The 25256-nt window shown below is 61.1% G+C and carries 25 protein-coding genes and 1 tRNA gene; 9 read left to right on the plus strand and 17 right to left on the minus strand.

All coding sequences use genetic code 11. The annotated features are described in order from the left end of the window. The first annotated feature begins 218 nt into the window (after positions 1–218). Together E2F43_RS11675 and E2F43_RS11680 are read left to right on the plus strand one after the other, a co-directional pair. Positions 219–779, plus strand: a complete 561-nt coding sequence (locus tag E2F43_RS11675) for a gamma-glutamylcyclotransferase (protein ID WP_133212785.1) — start codon at positions 219–221, stop codon at positions 777–779. A gap of 113 nt (positions 780–892) precedes the next feature. Continuing rightward, complete coding sequence (locus E2F43_RS11680) at positions 893–2500, plus strand: GMC family oxidoreductase (protein WP_133212787.1); 1608 nt, start codon at positions 893–895, stop codon at positions 2498–2500. 62 nt (positions 2501–2562) lie between these two features. Here the strand turns inward: E2F43_RS11680 and E2F43_RS11685 are convergent. Next, positions 2563–2638, minus strand: a tRNA-Ala gene (locus E2F43_RS11685). A gap of 195 nt (positions 2639–2833) precedes the next feature. Here E2F43_RS11685 and E2F43_RS11690 point away from each other — a divergent pair. From E2F43_RS11690 to E2F43_RS11705, 4 genes are read left to right on the plus strand one after another with little or no spacing between them, the layout of a single operon-like run. Beyond that, positions 2834–3208: a DUF4345 family protein gene (locus E2F43_RS11690; RefSeq protein WP_133212789.1), complete on the plus strand. Its 375-nt coding sequence runs from the start codon at positions 2834–2836 to the stop codon at positions 3206–3208. A gap of 49 nt (positions 3209–3257) precedes the next feature. Continuing rightward, the gene (locus E2F43_RS11695; RefSeq protein ID WP_133212791.1) at positions 3258–3740 is read left to right on the plus strand and encodes an FKBP-type peptidyl-prolyl cis-trans isomerase; all 483 of its coding nucleotides are present in this window, start codon (positions 3258–3260) and stop codon (positions 3738–3740) included. A gap of 13 nt (positions 3741–3753) precedes the next feature. Further along, the gene (gene dbpA / locus E2F43_RS11700) at positions 3754–5136 is read left to right on the plus strand and encodes an ATP-dependent RNA helicase DbpA (protein WP_165954280.1); all 1383 of its coding nucleotides are present in this window, start codon (positions 3754–3756) and stop codon (positions 5134–5136) included. Beyond that, a complete protein-coding gene (locus E2F43_RS11705; protein ID WP_133212793.1) occupies positions 5133–5987 on the plus strand; it encodes a PA4780 family RIO1-like protein kinase in 855 nt (284 codons plus the stop codon). Before dbpA ends, E2F43_RS11705 begins: the two co-directional genes overlap by 4 nt. Before the next feature lie 15 nt (positions 5988–6002). Here E2F43_RS11705 and E2F43_RS11710 read toward each other — a convergent pair whose 3' ends face one another. The 9 genes from E2F43_RS11710 to E2F43_RS11750 all read right to left on the minus strand — a co-directional run bounded on the left by E2F43_RS11710 (position 6003) and on the right by E2F43_RS11750 (position 14082). Then, entirely contained in the window at positions 6003–6398 is a 396-nt protein-coding gene (locus tag E2F43_RS11710) for a YchJ family protein (protein WP_238946869.1), read from the minus strand. Next, positions 6391–7014, minus strand: coding sequence for a trimeric intracellular cation channel family protein (locus tag E2F43_RS11715; RefSeq protein ID WP_133212795.1), 624 nt, complete (start codon positions 7012–7014; stop codon positions 6391–6393). Before E2F43_RS11715 ends, E2F43_RS11710 begins: the two co-directional genes overlap by 8 nt. Further along, on the minus strand, positions 7008–8408 hold the full coding sequence (locus tag E2F43_RS11720; protein WP_133212797.1) for an L-serine ammonia-lyase: 1401 nt from the start codon (positions 8406–8408) through the stop codon (positions 7008–7010). The genes E2F43_RS11715 and E2F43_RS11720 overlap by 7 nt, the downstream gene beginning before the upstream one ends. Before the next feature lie 50 nt (positions 8409–8458). Beyond that, positions 8459–9208, minus strand: coding sequence for a glutathione S-transferase N-terminal domain-containing protein (locus E2F43_RS11725; protein ID WP_133212799.1), 750 nt, complete (start codon positions 9206–9208; stop codon positions 8459–8461). Between the two features lie 240 nt (positions 9209–9448). Next, positions 9449–10930, minus strand: a complete 1482-nt coding sequence (gene gltX, locus E2F43_RS11730; RefSeq protein ID WP_133212801.1) for a glutamate--tRNA ligase — start codon at positions 10928–10930, stop codon at positions 9449–9451. A gap of 78 nt (positions 10931–11008) precedes the next feature. Further along, entirely contained in the window at positions 11009–11794 is a 786-nt protein-coding gene (locus tag E2F43_RS11735; RefSeq protein WP_133212803.1) for a tRNA pseudouridine(65) synthase TruC, read from the minus strand. Beyond that, the gene (locus E2F43_RS11740) at positions 11766–12830 is read right to left on the minus strand and encodes a type II asparaginase (protein WP_133212805.1); all 1065 of its coding nucleotides are present in this window, start codon (positions 12828–12830) and stop codon (positions 11766–11768) included. Before E2F43_RS11740 ends, E2F43_RS11735 begins: the two co-directional genes overlap by 29 nt. Positions 12831–13081: 251 nt before the next feature. Next, complete coding sequence (locus tag E2F43_RS11745; RefSeq protein ID WP_133212807.1) at positions 13082–13438, minus strand: hypothetical protein; 357 nt, start codon at positions 13436–13438, stop codon at positions 13082–13084. Positions 13439–13614: 176 nt separating this feature from the next. Then, complete coding sequence (locus E2F43_RS11750; protein WP_133212809.1) at positions 13615–14082, minus strand: winged helix-turn-helix domain-containing protein; 468 nt, start codon at positions 14080–14082, stop codon at positions 13615–13617. Positions 14083–14345: 263 nt separating this feature from the next. Between E2F43_RS11750 and dusA the strand changes: the two genes are divergently transcribed. From dusA to E2F43_RS11765, 3 genes are read left to right on the plus strand one after another with little or no spacing between them, the layout of a single operon-like run. After that, positions 14346–15335: a tRNA dihydrouridine(20/20a) synthase DusA gene (gene dusA, locus E2F43_RS11755; RefSeq protein ID WP_133212811.1), complete on the plus strand. Its 990-nt coding sequence runs from the start codon at positions 14346–14348 to the stop codon at positions 15333–15335. Positions 15336–15356: 21 nt separating this feature from the next. Then, a complete protein-coding gene (gene tal, locus E2F43_RS11760; RefSeq protein WP_133212813.1) occupies positions 15357–16310 on the plus strand; it encodes a transaldolase in 954 nt (317 codons plus the stop codon). Continuing rightward, complete coding sequence (locus tag E2F43_RS11765) at positions 16307–16762, plus strand: tellurite resistance TerB family protein (RefSeq protein ID WP_133212815.1); 456 nt, start codon at positions 16307–16309, stop codon at positions 16760–16762. Before tal ends, E2F43_RS11765 begins: the two co-directional genes overlap by 4 nt. Before the next feature lie 2 nt (positions 16763–16764). On the opposite strand, the gene E2F43_RS11770 is transcribed toward E2F43_RS11765, so the two are convergent. From E2F43_RS11770 to hrpA, 7 genes are all read right to left on the minus strand, one after another. Next, positions 16765–17247, minus strand: coding sequence for an STAS domain-containing protein (locus tag E2F43_RS11770; RefSeq protein WP_133212817.1), 483 nt, complete (start codon positions 17245–17247; stop codon positions 16765–16767). A gap of 1 nt (position 17248) precedes the next feature. Further along, complete coding sequence (locus tag E2F43_RS11775) at positions 17249–18430, minus strand: PP2C family protein-serine/threonine phosphatase (RefSeq protein ID WP_133212819.1); 1182 nt, start codon at positions 18428–18430, stop codon at positions 17249–17251. Positions 18431–18555: 125 nt separating this feature from the next. Next, the gene (locus tag E2F43_RS11780; RefSeq protein ID WP_133212821.1) at positions 18556–19281 is read right to left on the minus strand and encodes an MlaA family lipoprotein; all 726 of its coding nucleotides are present in this window, start codon (positions 19279–19281) and stop codon (positions 18556–18558) included. Between the two features lie 67 nt (positions 19282–19348). Further along, positions 19349–20092, minus strand: coding sequence for an HvfC family RiPP maturation protein (locus E2F43_RS11785; RefSeq protein ID WP_133212823.1), 744 nt, complete (start codon positions 20090–20092; stop codon positions 19349–19351). Next, positions 20089–20946 (minus strand): HvfB family MNIO-type RiPP peptide maturase, encoded by an 858-nt coding sequence (locus tag E2F43_RS11790; protein WP_133212825.1) that lies wholly within the window; start codon positions 20944–20946, stop codon positions 20089–20091. Before E2F43_RS11790 ends, E2F43_RS11785 begins: the two co-directional genes overlap by 4 nt. Beyond that, positions 20946–21302 carry an HvfA family oxazolone/thioamide-modified RiPP metallophore gene (locus tag E2F43_RS11795; protein ID WP_133212827.1) on the minus strand — a complete coding sequence of 119 codons (357 nt, stop codon included), beginning with the start codon at positions 21300–21302 and terminating at the stop codon, positions 20946–20948. The genes E2F43_RS11790 and E2F43_RS11795 overlap by 1 nt, the downstream gene beginning before the upstream one ends. A gap of 178 nt (positions 21303–21480) precedes the next feature. Continuing rightward, positions 21481–25218 carry an ATP-dependent RNA helicase HrpA gene (gene hrpA / locus E2F43_RS11800; RefSeq protein ID WP_133212829.1) on the minus strand — a complete coding sequence of 1246 codons (3738 nt, stop codon included), beginning with the start codon at positions 25216–25218 and terminating at the stop codon, positions 21481–21483. Positions 25219–25256 lie beyond the last annotated feature (38 nt).

The following is a 25256-nucleotide window of genomic DNA, read 5'->3' on the forward strand; positions in this document are numbered from 1 at the left end:
GCTTTATGGTTATCCATTCTCCTCTCGATTGCTTTCTTAGGGAAGGCTTTGGCGTTGATCGTCAACTGCGCTTCCTCCATATTTGGGGTCGGAGTAAAAACTACGGTGTCAATCGCCTAAGGGACAGGCGGGCCAGTATAGTTTTTACTCCGACCCCAAATATTCAGGACGTGAGTTACCATGGAGCCTGCTTGAGCAGATTATCCGGAATTCAACTAATGACCATCGTGAAAAAGCAGGCGGATCAGCCCGGCGCGCCGACCTGGGTATTCGGCTATGGCTCACTGATCTACAAGGTGGACTTCCCCTACCTGCAGCGCGAGATTGGCAGCATCAGCGGCTGGCAACGGCGCTTCTGGCAGGGCTCCCACGACCACCGGGGCACACCGGAAGCGCCCGGGCGTGTGGTTACGCTGGTGCCGGCCCGAAACAGGATCTGCCGGGGCGTTGCCTATCTGGTACAGCCCAAGGTGTTCACACACCTGGACCACCGGGAGAAAAATGGATACACACGGCTGCCCTGCTCAATCGCCCTGGACGGACACAGCGAACCGGTGGATGGGGTCGTCTACGTCGCCGATGCGGACAACGAGGCCTACATGGGACCGATGCCCATCCGCGCGTTGGCCTCCCACATCCAGCTATCCCACGGCCCGAGCGGCAGCAATCGCGAGTATGTGTTGCGCCTCGCCGACTCACTTCGCGAGTTGGGAGAGAGCGACCCCCACGTCGAGGAACTCGAGTCTCTGTTGGTCTCCGTACATTTGGGGTCAGAGTAAAAACTAGTCTTGCGCCTGTTGGTTAAGCGTGTGACCGCAGAGTTTTTACTCTGACCCCAAATGTAAAATCGGCTAGACTGCGCGAACTGAGGTCCGATCATGCTGAATCATCAATGAACGAATACGATTACATCGTCGTTGGCGCAGGCACCGCCGGTTGCGTGCTGGCCAATCGTCTCAGCGCCGATCCCGACACGCGGGTCCTGTTGCTCGAGGCCGGCGGCAAGGACGACTACTTCTGGATCAATATACCGGTCGGCTATCTGTTCACTATTGGCAATCCCCGCACTGACTGGTGCTTCGAGACAACCCCCGAACCCGGATTGAACGGGCGTTCACTCGGCTATGCGCGCGGCCGCGTGCTCGGCGGCTGCTCCTCGATTAACGCGATGATCTACATGCGCGGCCAGCGCCACGACTACGACGAATGGGCGGCCCTGGGCAATCGCGGCTGGGGCTGGGACGATGTGCTGCCGGTATTCAGGCGATCCGAGGATTACCAGCATGGCGCCAGTGAATTCCACGGTAGCGACGGTGAGTTGAGGGTGGAGGAACGCCGGGTCAGCTGGGAGATTCTCGATGCCTGGCGTGAAGCGGCCGCCGAGACCGGCATCCCCAAAATTGAAGAATACAACCGCGGTGACAACTTCGGCACCGCCTACTTCCAGATGAACCAGCGCAGGGGCCGGCGCTGGAGTGCGGCCCACGCCTTTCTCAATCCGGCGAAATCACGCCGAAACCTCACCATCCTGACCCACGCCATGGTCCAGGGACTGGCACTGTCCTCAGCCTCCGGGGAACTGCGTGCCACGGGCGTACGGGCCAGTATCGCCGGCGGACCGGAACAGGTGTTCAGGGCACACCGGGAGGTGATCCTGTCGGCGGGCTCCATCGGCTCCCCGCAACTGCTGCAACTGTCGGGCATCGGCCCGGCACCACTGCTGGAAGAACATGGTATCGAGCTGCACAAAGACCTGCCCGGCGTGGGCGAGAACCTGCAGGACCACCTGCAGATCAGGACCGTGTTTAAAGTCAGCAACACCACGACCCTGAACAAGCTCTACCACTCCCTCTGGGGCAAGCTCAAAATGGGCCTGCAATACCTGCTGTTCAGGACCGGGCCACTGACCATGCCTCCCTCGCAGCTGGGCGCCTTTGCCAGGAGTGATCCAGAGCAGCCCACACCCAACCTCGAATGGCACGTCCAGCCCCTGTCGCTGGACCGGTTTGGCGAACCGCTGCACAAATTCAACGCCATCACTCCCTCGGTGTGTAATCTGCGACCCAGCAGCCGCGGGCATGTGCGCATCAAGAGCGCCAGCCCGGAGGCGTCACCGGAAATCAGGCTGAATTACCTGTCCACGGAAGAGGACCGGAAAATCGCGATCGAGGGACTTCGCTTTACCCGCCGTATCATGGCCAGCGAGGCGCTGCGGCCATTTGCACCGGAGGAGCTGAAACCCGGTGCGGACCTGCAGTCCGAGGAAGACCTGGCCAGGGCGGCGGGTGACCTGGGCACCACCATTTTCCACCCCGTTGGCACCTGCAAAATGGGCAGCGACCCCATGGCGGTGGTCGATGACCGCCTGCGAGTACATGGCGTCGCCGGCCTGCGGGTCATCGACGCCTCAATCATGCCCAGCATCGTCTCCGGTAACACCAATGCCCCCACGGTGATGATTGCCGAGAAAGGGGCGGAATTTATCCTTGGCGGTGAATAGCGCCCCTCAGGGAGGCCCAAACAAAAAACCCCCGGCTCTGAAAGAGCCGGGGGTTTCGTGTTTGGTGGAGCTAAGCGGGATCGAACCGCTGACCTCAACACTGCCAGTGTTGCGCTCTCCCAGCTGAGCTATAGCCCCAAATTTGATGCTAACTCGTTGATCCGTCTGGTTTTTTGCCGAAGCAAGATCAACGAAGAGGTGCGCATTTTAGTGATAGCGGCATAGCCTGTCAAGCACCTCCCCGCTCCTATCCTGCAATCTCCTGGCGGCATTTTGCAGTACACTGGACAAACATCGGCACAGCCAGTCACCAGACCCCGGGAGCCACGCCACATGCTGGGAAAAATCGTACTCTGGGCCAGCGGCCTGATCTTCGCGGCTTACGGCGTCGCCTGCTTCGTCTCGCCCGAACTGCCCGCCGGCTATGCCGGCCTGACGATTGGCAGCGGCGACGCCTATGCGGAGATGGGCGCCATGTATGGCGGGCTGCAGTTCGGCTTCGGCCTGTTCTGTCTGCTGGCGGCGCTCAAGCCGGCATTCTACCGCCCGGCACTTACCCTGCTGGTGATGTCGATCGGTTCCCTCGCGCTGGCCAGGCTGTACTCCGCCTGGGACACACAATGGATGGTTGCCGGGTACACCTGGGGCGCCCTGGCTTTTGAGTTTGCGGTCGCCGTTCTGGCTGCAATTGCCCTGCGCAAAGAATGAGCAAGGCGTGTAAGATACGCACCCTCTGACAACAACTGGAAAGCCTCAAGTGAACATCGGTCCCAACAACGTCGCGATTTTCCACTACACCCTGCGCAACGAGTCCGGGGAACAACTGGAAACATCCCGGGGCGGCGAGCCCAGCGCCTATCTGCACGGCGCCAACAACATCATCCCCGGCCTGGAGAAGGCCATGGCAGGGCACGCCGCGGGCGACGTATTCAGCGCCACCCTGGTCCCGGAGGATGCCTATGGCGAACGCGACCCGGAGCGCCAGCAACGGGTGCCGGCCAAGCACCTGGTGTTCAAGGGCAAACTCAAGTCGGGCATGGTCGTCCAGCTCAATACCAGTGACGGCCGGATGCCGGTGACCGTCATCAAGGCGGGCCGCCACAGCGCCCATATCGATACCAATCATCCGCTCGCCGGTCAGTCCCTGACCTTTGACGTCGAGGTCATCGACGTGCGCGCCGCCACCGAGGAGGAGATCGCCCACGGCCATGCTCATGGCCCCGGCGGCCACCATCACTGATCGGGGTCACAGCGTGAGCGATTTGAGCTTTGACCGCCTGCCGCTGCCGACGGAGCAGCTGGATAACCTCGAGAGTCTCGGCTACCGGGAAATGACCGCCATCCAGGCGGCGTCGCTGCCGCTGGCCCTGGCGGGCCGGGACCTCATTGCCCAGGCCAAGACCGGTTCCGGCAAAACCGCCGCCTTCGCCCTGCCCCTGCTGGACAGGATCAACCCCCGTGACTTCGGCGCCCAGGCCCTGATCCTGTGCCCCACCCGGGAACTGGCAACCCAGGTGGCCGCTGAAATCCGCCGGCTCGCTCGCTACCGCCAGAACATCAAGGTGGTCGTGCTCTGCGGCGGCCAGTCCATCGGCCCGCAGATCGGTTCGCTGGAACACGGCGCCCATATCGTGGTGGGTACGCCGGGCCGAATCCTCGACCACCTGCGCAAGAAAACCCTGTCGCTGGCCCGGGTAAACACCCTGGTACTGGACGAAGCGGATCGCATGCTGGAGATGGGCTTCATCGACGATATCACCCATATCATCGGCCACACCCCGGATGCCCGGCAAACCCTGCTGTTTTCTGCCACCTATCCGGAGGACATCCTCGCCCTGAGCGCGCGCTTCCAGCGGGAGCCGGAAACAGTGACGGTGGAGTCACTGCACAGCCAGCAACAGATCGACCAGCAATTCTATATTTGCAGCAAGCAGGGCCGGCTGGATGGCCTGGTCACCCTGCTCAACCATTTCCGCCCCCAGTCCGCCGTGGTCTTCTGCAATACCAGGCAACTGGTGCGCGAGGTCTGCCAGCACCTTGCCGATAACGGCATCAGCGCGCAGGGTCTGCACGGTGACCTGGAGCAACGGGATCGCGACCAGGTGTTAATCCAGTTCCAGCAACGCAGCTGCAGTGTGCTGGTGGCGACCGATGTCGCCGCCCGGGGGCTGGATATCGACGAACTGCCGGCGGTGATCAACTTCGAGCTGCCGCGTAACGCCGAGGTCTACATTCATCGGATCGGCCGCACGGGTCGGGCGGGCAACAGCGGCCTCGCCCTGAGCCTGTTCGCTGACTCCGAGCGTTACAAGCTGGATGCGATCGCCGGGTACCAGGACACCGAAATCAGCTTCGAGGCCATTGAGACCATTAACATCGGCGGCGAGTACATGCCCCCTCCTCCCTATGTCACCCTGTGTATTGCTGGCGGTCGCAAGCACAAGGTCCGCCCGGGAGACATCCTCGGCGCCCTGACCGGGGAGGCCGGTATCGACGGCAAGGCGGTGGGCAAAATCAACGTCACGGACTATGCCGCCTATGTCGCCATTGAACACGCTGTCGCCGACAAGGCCCTGGGGCGCCTGCTCAACGGCAGAATCAAGGGGCGCAAGTTCAAGGTGAGGCGTCTCCCTTGAAGGTACCCAAGCGCCTGCGCCCGCTGGTGGAAGACGGCATCATCGACGAGGTCCTGCGACCGCTGATGAGCGGCAAGGAAGCGGACGTGTTTGTCGTACGCTGTGGCGGTAAAACCCGCTGTGCGAAGATTTACAAGGACGCGGTCAAACGCAGTTTCAAGAAGGCGGCGCAGTACACCGAGGGGCGCAGGGTCCGCAACAGCCGCCGCGCCCGGGCCATGGAAAAGGGCTCCAGGTTCGGCCGCAAACAGCAGGAAGAAACCTGGCAGAACGCGGAAGTCGACGCCCTGTACCGGCTGGAACGGGCCGGGGTCCGCGTGCCTACCCCCTACGGTTGCTTCGACGGCGTGTTGCTGATGGAACTGATCACCGACGAACACGGTGACGTGGCGCCCCGGCTGGACGATGTCAGCATGTCGGAAGAACAGGCGCTGGAAGATCACGCCCTGGTAATGCGGTACGTGGTGCGCATGCTGTGCGCAGGCCTGATTCACGGCGACCTGTCCGAATTCAACGTGCTCGTTGACGAGGATGGCCCGGTCATCATCGACCTGCCGCAGGCGGTGGACGCCGCCGCCAACAACAACGCCCAGGCGATGCTCACCCGTGACGTCAACAAAATGACCGACTACTACAGCCAGTTCGCCCCCGCACTCAAGCACACGCGATACGCCCAGGAAATCTGGGAGCTGTATGAAGACGGCGACCTGCACCCGGACATCGAATTGACCGGTAACGCGGAGGAAGACACTCACGACGCGGACGTGGATGCGGTCATGCTGGAAATCAAAGCGGCCCTGGAGGAGGAACAGGCGCGGCAGGCGCGCATTGCCGAGGCCGACGAGGACTAGGGCGCCCTGTCCGGCCTACAGGTGATCGCCGTCGAGGTAGAACCAGCGGCCCTCGATGTTTTCAAAACGACTGCGCTCGTGCAACCGGTGGCCCTTGCCGGCAATTTTGAAGCGGGCGACGAATTCAACCACGCCATTCACATCGTCTTCCCGTCCCGCTTCCGTAGACTTGATCGATAAACCAATCCACTTCTGCTGCGGATCCAGGCGCACCCGGGAGGGGCGCGTGCGCGGGTGCCAGGACGCCAACAGGTAATCCTCCATTCCCAGGGCAAAGGCGGAGTAACGGGAGCGCATCAGGGCCTCCGCCGTTGGCGCAAGCGCTTCGCCCTGCAGGTAGCGCTGGCAACAGTCGCCATAGGCGCCCCCGCCGCAGGGGCAGGCCTGCTGTGTATTGTGGTCACTACTCACCATGACCCTCGTACTTGGGCAGCCGCAGGTCAAACAGGATGGCACAGGCACGCAGGGTGAACGCGGCCACAATCGCCAGCGGCAGCGCAAATGCCGCGGTGGCCTCAAAACCGATCAACAGGGTATAGCAGGAGGCGCCCAGCAGGGCCGCAGTCACATAAATTTCAGGCCCAAGCAACACCGGCTCCTGGTTGAGCAGCGTGTCGCGAATCATGGAGCCAAAGGTGGCGGTCATCACCCCCATTCCGACGGCGACAATATCCGGCGCGCCAAGCTGCACCGCCTTGACGGCACCCAGCACACTGAACAGGGCCATGCCCACGGCGTCGGCCCACAGCAGCACCTTGTGCAGGGAATTGAATTGCGGGGCCAGGAACCAGGTGGCCACCGCCGCACCCAGGCAGGTCCACAGGTACTGCGTATGGTGTAACCAGAACACCTCATCGGCACCCAGCAGCAGGTCTCTAACGGTACCGCCGCCGATCCCGGTAATCGTCCCAAAGAGGATAAAGCCGAGGATATCGTTGCGCTGCTCCGCCGCCGCCAGCGCGCCGCTGATGGCAAACACCGCGGTGGCGACCAGGTCGACGCTTGTGATCAGGCCACTGGTCAGCATTCGATGATATTCACCGGCACTTCGAGCACGTTCACCGCCAGGCCACCGCGGGCGGTTTCCTTGTACTTGTCCTGCATGTCGCGCCCGGTGTCGCGCATGGTGCGAATCACCTGGTCCAGCGACACATAGTGTTCGCCGCTGCCGCGCAGGGCCATGCGCGCGGCGCTGATGGCCTTGATGGCCCCCATGGCATTGCGCTCGATACAGGGCACCTGCACCAGTCCGCCAATCGGGTCACAGGTCAGCCCCAGGTTGTGCTCCATGGCAATCTCGGCTGCGTTTTCCACCTGCGCCGGGGTACCGCCCAGGGCATCGGCCAGCGCCCCCGCCGCCATGGAACAGGCGGAACCGACCTCCCCCTGGCAGCCGACCTCGGCGCCGGAGATGGAGGCATTGGTTTTGTAAAGAATGCCAATTGCCGCGGCGGTCAGCAGGTAGCGAACAATATCGTCCTCACTGGAGCCGCTGCAGTATTTCAGGTAGTACTTGAGGACTGCCGGGATAATGCCAGCGGCTCCGTTAGTGGGTGCGGTAACCACCCTGCCACCGGCCGCGTTTTCCTCGTTCACCGCCAGGGCATAAAGTGTCACCCAGTCCATGGTATTCAGCGATGGGTCCCCCAGGGCGTTCTGTTCACTCTTCAACTGACGGTGCAATTGAGCAGCCCGGCGCTTTACTTTCAGGCCACCGGGCATAATGCCCTCGGTAGCTATCCCGCGCGAGATACAGGCATCCATGACCTGCCAGATCTGCAGTAACTGCTGACGGATATCACTTTCCCTGCGCCAGACTTTCTCATTTTCCAGCATCAGCGCACTGATGGACAAACCACTGTGCCTGCACTGCTCCAGTAGTTCCTCGGCGGTGGTAAATCCATAGGGTAAGGGGGTGGAATCTTCGACAATGACATCCGCACCGGCCGCCTCCTCGTCGACGATAAAGCCGCCACCGACCGAGTAGTAAACACACTGGGCCAGTAAATCTCCGCTACCGTTCCAGGCGGTAAAGCGCAGCCCGTTGGCGTGGTAAGGCAGCGACTCGTTGCGATGCATGACCAGGTCGTCGCGATAGCTGAAGGCGATGGGCTTGCTACCGAGCAGATTCAGCGAGCCGCCCTCGCGGATGGCCGCCACCCGCCCGGCAATGTCGTCGACGTCGACGGTTTCCGGCAATTCACCTTCCAGTCCCATCAGGATCGCCTTGGGGGAGCCGTGGCCCGCGCCGGTAGCGCCAAGAGAGCCGTAGAGTTCCGCACAGACGCGCTCACAGCCCGCCAGGCTTCCCTCGTCCTGCAGTCGTGCGGCGAACATCCGGGCGGCATGCATGGGACCCACGGTGTGCGAGCTGGATGGCCCTATGCCGATTTTGAATAAATCGAAAACACTGATGGACATGGTCTGTGATGCCTTTCGGGAATCGGCGTGCTGCAGGGTATCAGGCTGATTCAGCTGCCGTAGTGCTGATCAAGGTAGTCGAGGATGTCTGCGGATTCAAACAGTCCCTGATCGGTATTGGGGTCAAACAGGTAGGGAATGGATAACTTGCCCTCCCGCGCCAGCAGGTGCCGTCGGTTGTCCAGTTCACTTTTCGGGGTAATGTCCAGGGCGCTGCGCACCGGCGGGAACAACCACTCGCTGGCCAGGGTGCGCCCACAGTTGCGCACGATGTAGGGGATCTCCATTTCACAGAGTTTTTCCCGCACCAACCGCGCATAGGGGCTGGATTCAAAGCTGTAAAGCTCCAGCAATTCCGCCGGCTCTTTCCCCGGCCTGGCCCGCATGCCCCGGTGCAGCCGCGGCGCACTGGCCAGCATCGAGCCCAGGGTCTGCAGGCGACCCGGCTTCCACTTCAGCGGCAGGCCACTACCGTAGGTATCGAACAGGTAGGTCACTATATCCAGGGACTCGTACATCTCCACCCCGGTGTTGGGATCGACCAGGTAGGGAAACTGGGCCTTGCCGCCCCGCTCCACCAGCTCCGGGCGGAAACGCGCACCGTTTTTGGGGCACGGCAGGATCAGGGCATCGAGGTCCAGTTCGGTGAGGGCCTCGCGCACCAGCCGGCAGTAGGGGCAGTTTTCGATGTCATAGAGCTGCAGAAGCTTTGCCGGCTTGTCGGTGTTGACCCTGCTCTGGATGCCGTTGGTGGGGCGGATGAGGGTGGAGATCAGGGAGGTAGTGGTATTGAGTAGCATTGTCTCTTGTTCCGTCATTCCCGCGCAGGCGGAATCCAGCGGCTGGCGATCCAGTGGCTGGATGGGTTTGGGTAGTGAAGTCTACTGGATTCCGGTATGCCGGAACACCGCCTTCGCGGGAATGACGAAGAGGAGCGCGGGAATGACGAAGAGGAGCGCGGGAATGACGAAGGGGAGCGCGGGTGTTCTGTGGATTCCGGCGTGCGCCGGAATGACAGGGAAGTAAATGATAGGGGCTGGTTACAGCCCCTGGTATTCCTTCTCCAGGCGCTTCATCCCCTTCTTGGACACACCGCCGAGCACATCGATCGCGTGGCGCAGGCGGGCGCGGCTCATGTCGGGGCCCAGCATTTCCATGGAATCCACCACCGAAAAGCTGGCGCTGGTGCCGGCGATGGCAACAAAAATCGGCGCCAGGAAATCCTTGACCTTGACCCCGGTGGCATCCGCCACGGCTTTCAGCTCATCCCAGATATTGTCGCGGTTCCACTGTTGCAGGGCTTCCATGCGCCAGAGAGCAAACTGCAGGCCCTTGACCACGTCATCCCGCTCACCCTTGACCGCAGCAAAACTCTCCTCGGTGATGGGCAGGGTGCCGGACACCAGGAAGCTTGCCAGGGGCGCGAAATCGCTCAGGGTCTCCATGCGCTTCTGCGCATGGGGCAGCACTTTCATCAGGTTGGCCTCGTTGTAGGCCCAGGCAATGAGCCGCTGGGCCAGCGCCTGCTCATCCAGGTCTTCTCGAATCCACAGGCCATTGAGCCAGGACAGTTTCTCCACATCGAAAATGGGGCCGCCCAGGGATACCCGCTGAATGTCAAAGTTCTCCACCATCTGCTGCAGGGTGAACTTTTCACTCTCGTCGGGCATCGACCAGCCCATGCGGCCCAGGTAGTTGAGCAGTGCCTCGGGCAAGTAGCCCATGCGCTGGTAATACAGGATACTGGTGGGGTTCTTGCGCTTGGACAGCTTGGACTTGTCCGGGTTGCGCAGCAGCGGCAGGTGGCACAGCTGAGGCATGTCCCAGCCAAAGTATTCATAGAGCAGTTTGTGCTTGGGCGCAGAATTGATCCACTCTTCGCCGCGAATCACGTGGGTGATACCCATCAGGTGATCGTCCACCACATTGGCCAGGTGGTAGGTCGGCATGCCGTCGGACTTGAGCAGTATCTGGGCGTCCACCATGCCCCAGTCCAGTTCTATGCTGCCGCGCAGCATATCATCCACCACACAGGCCCCCGCTTCCTCGGGCACCATCATGCGCATCACGTAGGGCTCGCCGGCGGCGCGACGCTTCTCGACCTCTTCCTCAGGCAGATACAGGTCCGAGGGCTTCAGCGCATTGCTGTTGCCGGCTTCACGCCGCGCCTCCCGCAGCTCATCCAGTTCCGCCGCGGTGCGATAACAGATAAAGGCCTTGCCGGCGTCCACCAGTTGCCGGGCATACTCGCCGTAAATCTCCATGCGCTCGCTTTGCCGGTAGGGTCCGTGATCACCACCCACGTCCGGGCCCTCATCCCAGTTCAGACCCAGCCAGTTGAGGGAATCCAGAATGGCCTGCTCCGATTCCGGTGTGCTGCGAACCTGGTCGGTATCCTCGATACGCAACAGGAACTGACCGCCGTGGGCGCGGGCAAAACACAGGTTGAACAGGGCGATATAGGCGGTCCCGACGTGGGGGTCTCCGGTCGGTGAAGGCGCAACGCGGGTGCGAACGGTCATGGCTATCCTGGGGGTCATTTTCGAGAGCGGCGATTATACGGCCTACAGGGGTTAAATCCCACCGCTACAGGACCCTATTCAGGCTATCTCTAGCGCCTGTTCCTCCACTACCGGGGACCAGCCAAAGCGCTCCACCAGCCGGGCAAAGCTGTCACCCAGCGGGGCCCGTAACGCCAGGGCGTCACCGCTGAGCGGGTGCCGTAAGGTCATGGCGGTACAGGCGAGCAGCAGGCGGTCACAATCGAGCTGCGTCTGGAAGAAGCGGTTGTGTACGCCCTTGCCATACTTGGCGTCGCCAATCATCGGGTAGCCCAGGTGCTTCATATGGCGCCGGAGCTGGTGTTTTCGCCCCTGCCGGGGCTGCAGCGCAACCAGTGAATAACGGCTTTGCGGGTAGCGGTCCACCGCGAAGGGAAGCTCCACTGTGGCCAGTCGGCGATAGGCCGTTTGCGCCTCGCGGGCTGGCGGCTCTGCCTGTCGGTGTCGGTCAGCGAGTTTATCGGGCCGGTCCCTGATGGCATGGTCTATCAGCCCCTGTTGCGGGCACCAGCCCCTGACAACGGCAAGGTACTGCTTGTTGACCGCGTGAGCTGAAAACTGTGCCGAGAGTTCCCGGGCGATTGCGGGTGACAGCGCAAACAACAGGACACCGGAGGTGGGTTTGTCCAGGCGGTGGACGGGATACACCCGTTGGCCGATCTGGTTGCGCACCAGCTGCAGGGCAAACCGGGTTTCATGCCGGTCAATCGGGCTGCGATGCACCAGCAGGCCACCGGGCTTGTTCACCGCCACCAGGTGGTCGTCGCGGTAGATGACCGGGAGCGATTCGGTGGCGTCAGTAGGTGTCGAAATAGGCCTGGACATCCGCCGGCAGGTCGGTTTTGGTGAGCACCAATTTCAATAACACCCGGGATTGGGCCGGGTTCAATTCACCCGATGCCACCGTCCCCAGTGCATCGTCGTCAATCTCTATGTTGCGGCCCACGGTACCGCTGGTCACCCGGGTGGATCGAACCACCACGACGTTTTTCTTCCTGGCTCGCTCGAGTGCGGCCAGGGCGGCGGCGGTCATATTGCCGTTACCCACCCCAGCGGTCACGATGCCCTTGGCGCCATTGGCGACCGCTGCATCGATCAAGTCAGGGGACACACCGGCAGAAATGTAAATAATGTCCACCCGCGGCAGCGACGCCAGACCGGTAATGGAGAACTCTGAGTCAAGGGTGTGCAGGCGATAAGGGCGGCGATAGTAGCGGTTCTGGCCGTACAGGGTCGCCCCCATCAGCCCCCGTTCGGCAGACACAAAGGTCTGCACATCGGTGGTGCTGGTCTTGGTCATGCCCCGGGCGCCGTGGATGTCGTCGTTGATCACCACCAGCACGCCCCTGCCCCGGGCGTTGGGATCTGCCGCCACCGCGACGGCGTTATAAATATTCAGGGGGCCATCGGCGGACAGTGCCGTCGCCGGCCGCATGGCGGCTGTCATTACTACCGGTTTGTCGCTGTTTACCACCAAATTCAGGAAGTAGGCTGTTTCTTCGATGGTATCCGTGCCATGGGTGATCACAATGCCGTCGACCTCGTCCTCCGCCAGCCGGTCGTTAACCCGCCTGGCCAGCTGTAACCAGACTGCATCGTTCATGTCCTGGCTGCCGATGTTGGCCACCTGTTCGCCACTGACATTTGCCAGTTCCGACAGCTGCGGTACGGCCTTGATCAGGGTCTCAACGCCCACCTCGGCCGACGTGTAGCCGGCCTGGGTCTCCGTCGCCGCGGCGCCGGCAATGGTGCCTCCCGTTGCCAGGATTACGATGTTCGGTTTCATGTGTTCTCCCGCCACTGTGACAGCGGCATTGACCAGCATGCAGGCCAATACCAGGCTTTTGCTGAACGCGTTCATAAAGATTCTCAGCTGAGAAGGCAATGTCGATGCAGTATCAAGGAATTGTGAGCGGTGCTCAAGGCTTGCGATCAAACACGCGAGGAGGCTGCTGGCAGCCCCGTGCCTGGAAGATGAATGACGGATAAGGTCTGATGAGAGCGACGGTAAAAGTCAGCCGCGACCCCGGAAGATATCTCCGGGGCCAGGGAAAAAGCACACTAATACGCTGGGTGATACACGCAGCGCCCGGGGTTTGCCCCGATGCTATATCAGTCGTTAATGCTGCCGACCTGCTCGACAGTGACGACTCCCTCGCGACCAAACTTCGGCGCAAGGTACTGGCTGACATCCTCGGCGCCCATAGTGAACGCGAATTCATCGAGACCCATGTCATTGCACTCGTAGAGCAGATGAGAGCGTTCCAGCAGCGTCCGCCGCTCATGTCGCAGTGCGTGTTTCAATCCATGCACATCGTCGTAGACGATTGACATGCATATATCCCTGGCGGAGATCTCACCCTCGTAGATGTAGACCACTGTTCCGTTCTGGTCACCGTGGCCCCAGACCGCGCCCGCGCCAACCATTGCCAAAACACCCACTGTCCTTAACGCTACTTGCTTAACCATTTGCCAGTCTCCTGTCCCGTTTAACCGGATGACAAAATCCGTCTGTCCAGTATTGAACATTGCGCTACACTGAAGACCACTACATGCAGCAGTCACGGATACTAATAATTTGAAGGGGATTAAGCCTGATCGAGAGGGGATATTGTGTTGATTTTTTTCTTTGCAAAGGCCGACGATTACCTCAGGGTAAAGAAATCGGACGCTACTCCCAGCGCAGAGAGCATCAGGAAAATAACCGCGGCAGTGATCAGCAGGTTAACCGCGGTCTTGGGAGAATCGCCAGCCGACTGCGGCTGATATTCAGTGTGTGACGAGGCAGAACAGTGCCCGGGCGTGACCTCTTCGACGGGGCCGTTAAAGCGGTAGCCTTTCTTCGCTATGGTTTCGATCAGATGCCGCTGATCTCTGTCTGCCAGTTGTGCGCGAAGTAGCGAGACACAGCGGGTTACGCTTTCGTCGCTGGCGTAACGACCCTTCCAGGCCTCAGCAACCAGTGTATCTTTCGACACCACCTCGCCCCTGTGCCTTATCAAACAGGCCAACACACTGCTGACCTGGGGCTGCAGATGTGTCGCCATTCCGCGGACACGGATCTCGCTGGCATCAGTATCAAAATCCACTTCACCGATACGATAGACCATCATAGGTCACCCATTCGCACTGTGGTGGTGATGCACCACAAAGTATAGCAATCTGGCGGCGAGCCACCATATAAGGCGCTCTGATGCTTAAACCATTTTGGCCTATCGAAAGACTTCCATTTAAGTAAAAAGCATAAATCCACAGGGCAGACCGGGTTATGTATTTCCGCTCCGCCTTCCCTGCCGAAAAATTTCGCAACGGCCGGAATCCAATGCAGGGTCGACTTCAGTTAGAATTGCCGCTGGATTCAACAAGCGCGCCCTCCATGACAAACGCACTCACAACGTCCCGTCGATTTTCCATTGCCCCGATGATGGACTGGTCGGATCACCACTGCCGGTTCTTCTGGCGGCTGCTGACAAAACAGGCGCTGCTGTATACCGAGATGGTCACCACCGGTGCCCTGATTCACGGCGACCGGGAGCGCTTCCTCCACTTCAACCCCGAGGAGCACCCGGTGGCCCTGCAACTTGGCGGCAGCAATCCCGGGGAACTGGCCCGCTGCGCCCGCTGGGCCGAGGACTGGCAATACGACGAGGTCAACCTCAATTGCGGCTGTCCCTCGGACCGGGTGCAGTCCGGGATGTTCGGCGCCTGCCTGATGGCGCAACCGCAGCTGGTGGCCGATTGCGTGAAGGCCATGTGTGACAGCACGGCCCTGCCGGTCACGGTCAAGCACCGTATCGGCATCGACGACATGGAGTCCTACCAGCAGCTGCTGGATTTTGTCGCCCCGGTGGCCGAAGCGGGTTGCAGGGTATTCATCGTGCACGCGCGCAAGGCCTGGCTGCAGGGGCTGTCGCCGAAGGAAAATCGCGAGATACCGCCGCTGAACTACCCCTGGGTATACCGCCTCAAACAGGATATGCCGGCGCTCGAGGTCGTTATCAATGGCGGCATCCAGACGCTTGAGCAGTGCCGGCAACACCTCGAGCGGGTTGACGGGGTAATGATCGGGCGCGAGGCCTACCAGAACCCGTGGATGCTCGCCCAGGTAGACGCGCAGCTGTACGGGATAGACAAATCCCCAGTTTCCCGCGAAGATGTGATCGTCCAGTTGCTGCCCTACGTGGAACGGCAACTGGCTCGTGGTGTTCACCTGAATCACATTACCCGGCACATTCTGGGGCTCTACCAGAGTGTTCCCGGGGCACGTAAATTCCGGCGGCACCTGAGTGAAAACGCCTACAGGAAGGACGCGGGGCTGGCCGTCTTGACCGACGCTCTGGCCATGGTAAAACCGGCCGCCGCCTGAGCCGCAGAACAGGAATCAACAGTGACAAGCAAACTAGATCAACTCAGGGCCATGACCGACGTGGTGGCCGATACCGGCGACATCGAGGCCATCCGCCGCTTCCAGCCACTGGACGCCACGACCAATCCCTCATTACTGCTCAAGGCAGCCGCGCTGCCCCACTACGCCGAGTTGCTCGACAAGGCGAAAGCATGGGCGACGGCACAGGGCGGCTCCGATGCGGAGCAACTGGCCAACTGCTGCGACCGTTTCGCCGTCGACGTCGGCAAGGAGATCCTGGCGATTATTCCCGGAAGAATCTCCACCGAAGTGGATGCCAGGTTGTCCTTCGACGCCACCGCCACCCGGGAACGTGCCCGTAAGCTGATCGGCATGTACGAGGAGGCCGGCATTGGCCGCGAACGCATCCTGATCAAAACGGCGTCTACCTGGGAGGGCATCCGCGCCGCCGCCGAGCTGGAGAAAGAAGGCATCAACTGCAACCTCACCCTGTTGTTCGGCTTTGGCCAGGCGGCAGCCTGTGCCGACGCCGGGGTTTTTCTCATCTCTCCTTTTGTCGGCCGTATCCTGGACTGGTACAAGGCCAACACCGAACTGGATATCGAGACCCCGCAGGACGATCCCGGGGTGCAGTCGGTCAGCCTTATTTACAATTACTACAAGACCCACGGCTACCAGACCGTGGTGATGGGCGCCAGCTTCCGCAATACCGGCGAAATCGAAGCCCTGGCCGGCTGTGACCGGCTGACCATCAGTCCGGCCCTGCTGGAGGAACTGGCGGCGGATAAAGGGGAACTGCCGCGTCAGCTGCAGGCGCACAGCGTCGCTTCCACGGCAGACAGACAGAACCCCAGTGAAGGCGAGTTCCGCTACGCCCTCAACGCCGACGCCATGGCCACAGAAAAACTGGCGGAAGGCATTCGCAATTTTGTCGGCGACCAGATCAAACTGGAACAACTGATCAGCACGCGATGATTGGCGCCCTCAAAGCCCTCTTCGAGCGACCGGACGCCGAGTCTGCAGAGGACCTGGCCCACCGTCTGCAACTGGCCTCGGCCGCCCTGCTCATCGAGACCGCTCGCGCGGATTTTACCCAGGACGCGGCCGAGCAGGAGACCATGGAGGCACTGCTCTGTACTACCCTGAAACTGGACGAGAAGGAGGTCAAACAGCTGATCTCCAGGGCCAGTGCGCGGGTGGACGAGTCTATCTCCCTCTACGAATTCACCCGGCTGATCAACGACCACTTCACCATGGAGCAGAAACTGCAGCTGGTGCACAACATGTGGATGGTCGCCTGGGCGGACAACAGCGTGGACAAGTACGAGGAGCACCTCATCCGGCAGGTGGCCGAGCTTACCTATGTCCCGCACCAGGATTACATCCGCAGCAAGCACCAGGCGCGGGACAAGGCGCTGGCCCTGTAGCCTCAGCCGTGCTCGAGGACCTCGAGCAGATCCTTGAAGCGAGCCCGGTTCTCAGCGGAAAGGTCCATCAGCACCCGGTGGGCTTCTATGACCTTGTTTTTCACGTCGGCCTCGTCGCTGGCCACCTGGGGTAACTCTGCCACGTCGTCAGTGCTGGCGCAGGCCTCCTCGCGCAGGTCAAACAGGCGCTGGAAGCCCATACTTTTGAGCAGCCGGTTGATACCCGGATCGCAGGAGAAAATGGCAGGCTGGAAGTGATAGCGCTCTTCGGTCTTGATGGCCAGTTTGGCCAGCAACCCGAGGGTGGTGGAATCGATGCCCTCGACTTCGCACAGGTCCACCCAGACGCTGGCAAATTCCGGGTCGTCGAACATTTTGCGAAAGTAGGCGTCAATGGTGGTGCACAGGGTCAGTCGTACGTCGCCCAGCATGCGAATAACGTACGCGCCATGGTGGCTGGCGGCCTGAATTTTCCCCTCGTGCATCTCAGCCCCGCTTGCTGATGAAAAGTGCGGCGATATCATCCGGTGCAGTGTCCACCTGGTCAAGCCCTAATCGTGTCACCATTTCTTCCGGTGAATTGGCTGTCTGCTCGAACACATTGAGGAAATACTTCTCTTTTTCAATGAGATTTTTGGGCGGCAGGATCTCCAGAATGCCGTCGGAAAAAAGGGCCAGCATGAAGCTGTCGGGCAGGTCGATCATATGCTCTTCGTAGCTGGCATTGTCGATTATCCCGACCGCGGAGCCCTCGCCACGCAGATAGCGGGCTCCGTCGCCGGAAACCAGCACCGGTTGCGGCAAGTGACCGGCAACGCTGTAGCGCAGGCTGTTGCAAGCCATGTCCAGCACGCCCACCACCATGGTGGCAAATTTGCCCACCTCCAGGTCCATGATCTCCTTGTTGGCTCGCTTCAGCAGAGCCACCGGGCTGAGGATGGTGTCATCGTTCCTGCGCAGGAAGTCCGAGCGCTTGCGGGCGAACAGGTTCTTGAGCAGGACCGTGGCAAAAGCGGATGAACTGCCGTGGCCGGAAACATCGGCCATAAAGAAGGTGACGAAGTGGTCGCCGACGGTAAAGTAGTCGGTAAAATCGCCACTGAGGTAAAGCGAAGGTATCACCGTGTGGCTGAAAACGTAGTCCCCCAGCACCAGCGGTGAAACCGGCAGCATGCGCAATTGTACCTGCCGCCCCGCCTGCTGGTCCTGTTCCAGCATCTCAATGGTACCGGTGAGTTCCGTATTGGCCGCCTGCAGACTGCGACGTGACTCCTCCAGTTCACGCCGCACCTGGCGCTGGCGAACACAGCGATTGAGGGAGCGCCGCAGTGCTTCCACGTCCTCTACCGGGCGGACAAAGAAATCGCTGGCGCCAACCCGCAGTGCCCGCATCATTCGCGAAGCCTCGGCTTCGTCACTGAACAGGATGACCGGGATCTGTACATCCATTTCCCGCAGGGTGCGCTCGGCCGAACTCCAGCTCAATCCTTCCATATCCATTTTACAGAGAATGGCATCCAGGTCGGGCCGGGTATGCAGGAATTCGCGGGCGGCGTTGGCATCGGTGTACTTAAGTGCGGTGAAACCCAACTCTGTTACCAGCGCGGCCAGCTCTTCCAGGCGCTCTGGATCATCATCGGCGACAAGCGCAGTACCAATTGAGTCCATGGGGGACCATGTGCTGTCTGTATTTGCCGAGACACTACGCCCATCCCCGGGGGCAGGCAACCATTTATGGCCAGGATTGGGCAGGATTTCACACTTTTGCGCACTGCGATAGTGCACCAGCGAGGCTAGAAGTCTTCGAAGTCCTCACCTTCCTCAAAATCAGAGAAATCATCCGTGATCACCCCCTCATTGACGAACGCCTCCCGGTTGGACAGGTAGACGTCGCGAAGGAAGATATAGCGGTCCCCGCTGATGAGCTCATCGGCTTCCAGCAGGCGGGCGCGGCCATCGATCAATTCCAGCCCCCAGAGGCTGTTACGCAGGGCAACGCTGGGCATGTAAGTGGGCACCGACGTATAGGCTTCAAAAATGGTACCGACGCCACTGCGCACGGTTCTGGGGCCAAAGAACGGCACCATCAGGTAGGGCCCGGACTCGAATCCCCAGATCGACAGGGTGTGTCCGAAATCCGTGCGATAGGGTGGCACTCCCATGGGCGTGGCCACGTCGAATATACCGACCAGACCGATGGTGCTGTTGAGCAGGAAGCGACCACCGCTCTGCCCCGCCCCGGCAAACCGTCCCTGTAACACACTGTTAATGGCCGAGTTGAAGTCATAAAAGTTGGCGAACACATTGCCCACGCCACGCTTGGCAAAACCGGGCAAAACCCAGTCATAACCCACCGCCACCGGGCGGATAAGGTATTTGTCCAGGCTGTTGTTGACGCTGAACATCACCCGGTTGAAGGGCTCAAGCGGATCCACATTGCGCTGTTCTTCCTCGGCACCGCTAACGGCGACAGGAAGAGCCAGTGCGAACAACAGCAGCAGCAAACGGGAGAGCGTCATTTATCGGGAAATACCTGTACTCAGAGGCGCAGATGGTAAGCGCGAACCGGGCTTCTGACAAGTCCGGCTAGCGGACGACCAGAACGCCCAATTGTATCATCTGCTCGAGTTGCTGCAGACCGAAGTCGTGGAGTTGCGCCGGCGGCAACTGCATTTCTTCGGCCAGGGTCGCCAGGATTTCGACAGAGGAGGCAGAGTCGTTATCGCGGGTGAGCTCCAGCAGGCGCGCGCTGGCCGCGTTGAGTTCGATAAAGCCCACCGTGTCCTGGCGATTCCGGTAGACCACCAGGTAGGTCGGCTGCTCAGCCGAGTCCGGGCGATAGTCAGCGCCTATCCGGTGCACTGGAAACCGGTAGCTGAGCACCCAGGCCAGCGGCGAGAGCAGCGGACAGGCGGATTCGACATCCACCTCGCCCACCATCGCCGGCAGCTCGTCTTCGGCGATGTCGAGCGCCAGTTCCACCCACTCGTAATGGGCCAGCTCCGCCATGAAGGGTGGATCGCACTCGCGCAATGCGTGTTCGTTGAGCAGGTAGCTGATGAATTCCTGGCTGATTTCGAGAAAGTACGGTGATTGACAGCGATGCGCGTCCATAAACAGGCGCACCAGCTCATCCCACGCCTGCTGTGGATACAGGCTGCGCAACACCGGAAAACCACCGCTGATAAAGCCCTCGATATTGTTGTAGATCAGCTCCCGGTAAATTTTCAGCCGGCGCTCCTCGATACCCGCGGGTGCCGGTGAGCGGTCAGGATCCCGCAGATGCGCGGCCATTGCCAACTGGGCATCGCGCAGGCTGGCCGTACTCATCGTTCACCCACCGCTTGCTGTCGTCCGGCGGCAGCGGCCGCCTGTAATTGCCTGATCTGCTCTACCTCGAGCAACAGCGCCGCCAGCGGCGGCAGGTTGAAGTCACGCTCCAGCAGGGTGGGCAGTACGCCGGCCCGGCGATAAGCCTGTGCCAGCAGTTGCCACACCGGGTCGATCACATCCGTGCCGTGAGTATCCACCTTGAGATCGTCGGCCTCATCGTAGTGACCTGCCACGTGGATGTAGCGGGCCCTCTCCAGGGGCAGGGCGTCGAGAAACCCGAGGGCATCGTATCCATGATTGATGCTGTTGACGTAGATGTTGTTGACATCCAGCAGCAGGTCGCAGCCACTTTCGGCCAGCACCGCGCCGATGAACTCCGCCTCGCTTAAATCGGTGTGGGTCTGGGCGTAATAGGAGGCGTTTTCCAGCGCAATGGGGGCGCCGATAATATCCTGCACCTGGCGCACCCGGTCGGCCACATAGTGCACCGCCTCCTCGGTAAAGGGGATGGGCAGGAGATCGTACAGGTGCCCGTCTGCCGCACAGTAGGTCAGGTGCTCACTGTAGAGTGGCACATCGAACTCGTCCATGAACCGACGGACCGACCTGACCAGGTCCTGGTCCAGCGGGTCAGGACCGCCAATATCCAGCGACAATCCGTGCAAAACGATGGGGAAGCGCTCAGCCAGGGTGCGGAACTGCCGCCCGAAGCGGCCGCCGACGCCGACCCAGTTCTCCGGCGCCACTTCCATAAAATCCACGGCCCCGGGATCCATAGACAGAAGCGGGCCCAGAAGGGCCCGTCTCAGGCCGAGTCCCGCTCCCTGGAACCCGGAGGTGTTGTCAGGCATCAGCCGCCGCACTTACCTTCGGCGCCTTTGCCTTCAGACTTGCCCTCACCGCACTTGCCTTCGCCGCACTTGCCTTCGCCTTCAGACTTGGCCTCACCGCACTTGCCTTCGCCGCACTTGCCTTCACCTTCAGACTTGGCCTCACCGCACTTGCCTTCGCCTTCAGACTTGGCCTCACCGCACTTGCCTTCGCCGCACTTGCCGTCTTTATGCTTGTCGTAGTTAGCCAGGTCATACCCGCCGCTCAACTGCTGGGCAGAGAAGGGGTTCACCTCAGCGGAAGCCAGAGGTGCGATTGACGAAGCCAGAAATGCTGCACCGAGGGCGGCAGCAAGAGGTTTTTTAGATTGAGCCATGTTGTATTCCCTGTATCTAATCCGAGGTTTTTAGTGACACACGCCACCGGGCTGAACAACTTACCGCGGCTAACGCGTGTTGCAGGTTATGACCGGGCTTCGTTGGGTAAGTTTCAAAGCCCGAGCAAAACAGTCGGTAATTTTTCACATTCAAACCAAAAGGGCAATGAACAATAACCTAGTGGGGATTAGCATCCAGCCACGCCTGCACGTCCTGCCACTGCTGCTGCAGGCGCTTCTGCGAAACAGCCTGGCGCGTCCCGAGTTGCTGGGCAAACAACGACACCCGCAGTTCCTCCAGCATCCAGCGATACTGGCTGGCGGCGACACACAACTGCAGCAAGCCCTCCCTGCTGGCCTGGGCCTCAGCCAGGGGCTGGTATAACTGCTGCAGCAGCGCGGTGTGCTGCAAATCCTTGGGCACCTGTCCCGGCAGACGTTCCACCCGGTTCAGCAGGGCCTTCATGTAGCGAGGATACTGGCCCAGCCAGTCCGCCGGCGTGTCCCGGACAAAACCCGGACAGAACAGTGCCCGCAGCTGTTGCTCCATATCGGCAATGTTTTCCCGCCACTTGCCGGACTCGAAGGACGCCAGCCGCCTTCGCGCTTCCGCCAGGGGGGTCAGGCTGTTCAGCAACAGGGTCTCGATGTCGTTCCCGCGGTTGACCAGTTCACCCTTGCCCTTGGCCAGCAGCTGTTCAAAGGCCTGCCTGTCCCGGGGCAATTGGGTATCGAGTGCCATGGCCTGCACGAACGCCCCGTCGATGAGGTCTTCTACCAGCGCTGACCGCTCCTGGCCCGCCCCCGCCAGCACAAGGTTGAACTCGTTACCCCGTAACATCTGTTTGCGCAGGTATTTCACCGCCTGGGCGCTATGCAGGCGCAGCAGCTTCAGCACGCCGCGCCGATGTTGCCGCCAGGCCAACCCGGGATAGTCGCAGAGCTCTATCGCGACGCTGTCACCCTTATCGACCAGGGCAGGATAAGACAGGATCTCAACCCCGGCCTGGCGGAAGCGCCACTCCCGGTCCAGCACATCGAAGTCCCAACGGGTGATGCCTTCCCTGGCGGGAGAGTCGCCCTTGTCCTCGCCAATGCTCTGGCGGGTGTCGCTGCGGTAGGTCTCGATGAGCGCGGCCAGGTCCCGCCCCTGTTCCAACAGCCGCCCCTGGGCATCCACCACCCGGATGTTCATCCGGTAAAAGTCGTCGAGCTTGTCACTGTTCCAGTCCGCCGGCTGCAACTTCAGCCCACCCAGGCGCCCCAGCACCCGCGACAGTGCAAGCAGCAGATCGCTGTCGTCCGCCTCCAGTTCCGCCAGCGCCTGGTCAACATAGTTCGGCACGGGTACCAGGCGCTTGCGCTTGTCCTTGGGCAGCCCCTTGACCAGGGCGATGCACTTGTCCCGCAACAAACCCGGCACCAGCCAGTCAAAGCGAAACCGCGGCACCCGGTTGAGCAGGGCCACGGGTACCGTCACCGTAACGCCGTCGCTGGCCTTGCCCGGTTCAAACTGGTAGCTCAGCTTGAATTCGAGATCCTGCCACTGGAGTTTATCGGGGAACTGGTTTTCCAGTTCTGCGCCTGGATCCCTGGCCAGCAGCACAGTTTTGTCCAGCCGCAGGCGCTCGTCAGCCCCGGGGGTTTTCTTCAGCCAGGATTGCAGTCGGCCGGCGGTATAGCAGGTCTCCGGCAGTTGTGCGTCGTAAAATTCAAACAGCACCTGTTCGTCCACCAGAAGATCACGGCGCCTGACCTTGGATTCCAGTTCCTCCAGTTCCCTGACCAGGCGCAGGTTGTGCTTCAGGAAGGGTGGGTGCTGGCGATACTGGCCGGCAATCAGGCCGTCGCGGATCAATAGTTCCCGGGACTCTGCCGGTGCTATGGGCCCGTAGTGCACCGAACGCTTATCGGCGATGGTGAGCCCATACAGGGTTAAACGCTCCCAGGCGACAACCCGTCCGCTGCGGGACTGCCAACGTGGTTGGTAGTAGTGGTGTTTCAGCAGCTGGGGATTGGTGTCCACCACCCACTGGGGATCAATCGCGCCCACGGTGCGGGCAAACACGCGCGACGTTTCCACCACCTCCGCAGCCACCAGCCACTTGGGCTTCTTGCGGGCCTGGGAGGAGCCGGGAAAAATCTGCAGCTTGCGGTTGCGCGCACCCAGGTACTCCCGGTCCTCCTGGTGCTGGGCGATATTGCCCAGCAAGCCCGCCAGCAGGGCCTGGTGAATGCCCTGGTAATTCTCCTCTTCCGGCAGGCGGGGGGGAGGCCTGAGCTGCTGCTGGCGACAGGCGATTGTCAGCTGCACGTGGATATCCCGCCACTCGCGCATACGCAGGTAGGAAAAGAATTCCCGCTTGCACAGCTTGCGCAACTGGTTCTGGCTCAGCGCCTGACGCTGCTCCTCGTAATAGCGCCACAGATTCAGCCAGGCCATGAAGTCTGAGCGGGGGTGCTTGAACCGCGCGTGCGACTGGTCGGACTGCTGCTGCTTGTCGGCGGGTCGCTCCCTTGGGTCCTGGACGGCCAGCGCACTGGCGATTACCAGGATTTCCGCCAGGCAGTTACGCTCACTGGCGGCGAGTACCATGCGCCCCAGCCGCGGGTCCACCGGCAACCGCGCCAGGCTGCGTCCCACTGGCGTCATCCTGCCATTGGCGCTCACTGCACCCAGCTCTTCCAGCAGTTTGTAACCATCGCGCACCATGCGCGGATCCGGCGGGTTGATGAAGGGGAACCTGTCTACTTCGCCCAACCCGAGGTTCAGCATTTGCAGAATCACCGCCGCCAGGTTGGTCCGCAGAATTTCCGGATCAGTAAACTCCGGCCGCAGGTTGAAGTCTTCTTCAGTGTAAAGCCGCAGGCATACCCCTGCTTCTACCCGGCCGCAGCGCCCCTGGCGCTGGTTGGCACTGGCCTGGGATATTGGCTCCACCGGCAACCGCTGCACCTTGGTGCGGTAACTGTAGCGGCTGATGCGCGCCTCACCGGGATCTATCACGTAGCGAATCCCCGGCACGGTGAGCGAGGTCTCGGCCACGTTGGTGGCCAGCACCACGCGGGTGCCTCGCCGACTGGAAATATCAAAGACCCTGTTTTGCTCGGCCTGGCTGAGGCGGGCATACAGCGGCAGAATGTCCAGTTCGGTGTCAGCGCGCAACTGCCGCGCCAGCTCCCGGATATCCCGCTCTCCCGGCAGGAAGACCAATATATCGCCCCGTTTGCCAAAGTTGCCGGCATCGATGTCCTGTACCAGGGAAGATATGCGACTGTAATCGTCCGTGTCCTGTTCGGCGCTGCTGCCCAGGTAATGGGTCTCCACCGGATAGGTGCGTCCGGACACCTCGATAACCGGGGCATCGTCGAAGTGGCGCGAAAAACTGTCCACGTCGATGGTGGCCGAGGTAATAATCAGCTTAAGGTCCGGGCGCCGGGGCAGCAGCTGTTTCAGGTAACCGAGCAGGAAATCGATATTCAGGCTGCGTTCGTGGGCCTCGTCGATGATCAGCGTGTCGTAGCGTTTAAGCAGCCGGTCGCGCTGGATTTCCGCCAGCAGTATGCCATCGGTCATCAGCTTGACGGCGGTCTCCTCCGAGACCTTGTCGGTAAAGCGGACCTGGTAACCCACCACGCCGCCCAGCTCTCCACCCAGTTCCCAGGCAATACGCTGGGCCACCGTGCGGGCCGCCAGGCGACGAGGCTGGGTGTGACCAATCAGTCCATTGTTTCCGCGGCCGAGTTCCAGGCAGATTTTCGGCAGTTGCGTTGTCTTGCCGGACCCGGTCTCGCCCGCCACCACAACCACCTGGTAATCCGCGATCGCCCGAGCGATTTCCTCCCGCCGCTGGGATACGGGCAGCTCTTCCGGAAAATGGATAGGCCGCCGGGATTCAATAACACTGTCTGCCATGGGGTGTGTTTTATCAGTCCTCGGGGATTATGGGTTAT

Source organism: Seongchinamella unica (genome assembly GCF_004354085.1).
Lineage (GTDB): Bacteria > Pseudomonadota > Gammaproteobacteria > Pseudomonadales > Halieaceae > Halioglobus > Halioglobus unicus.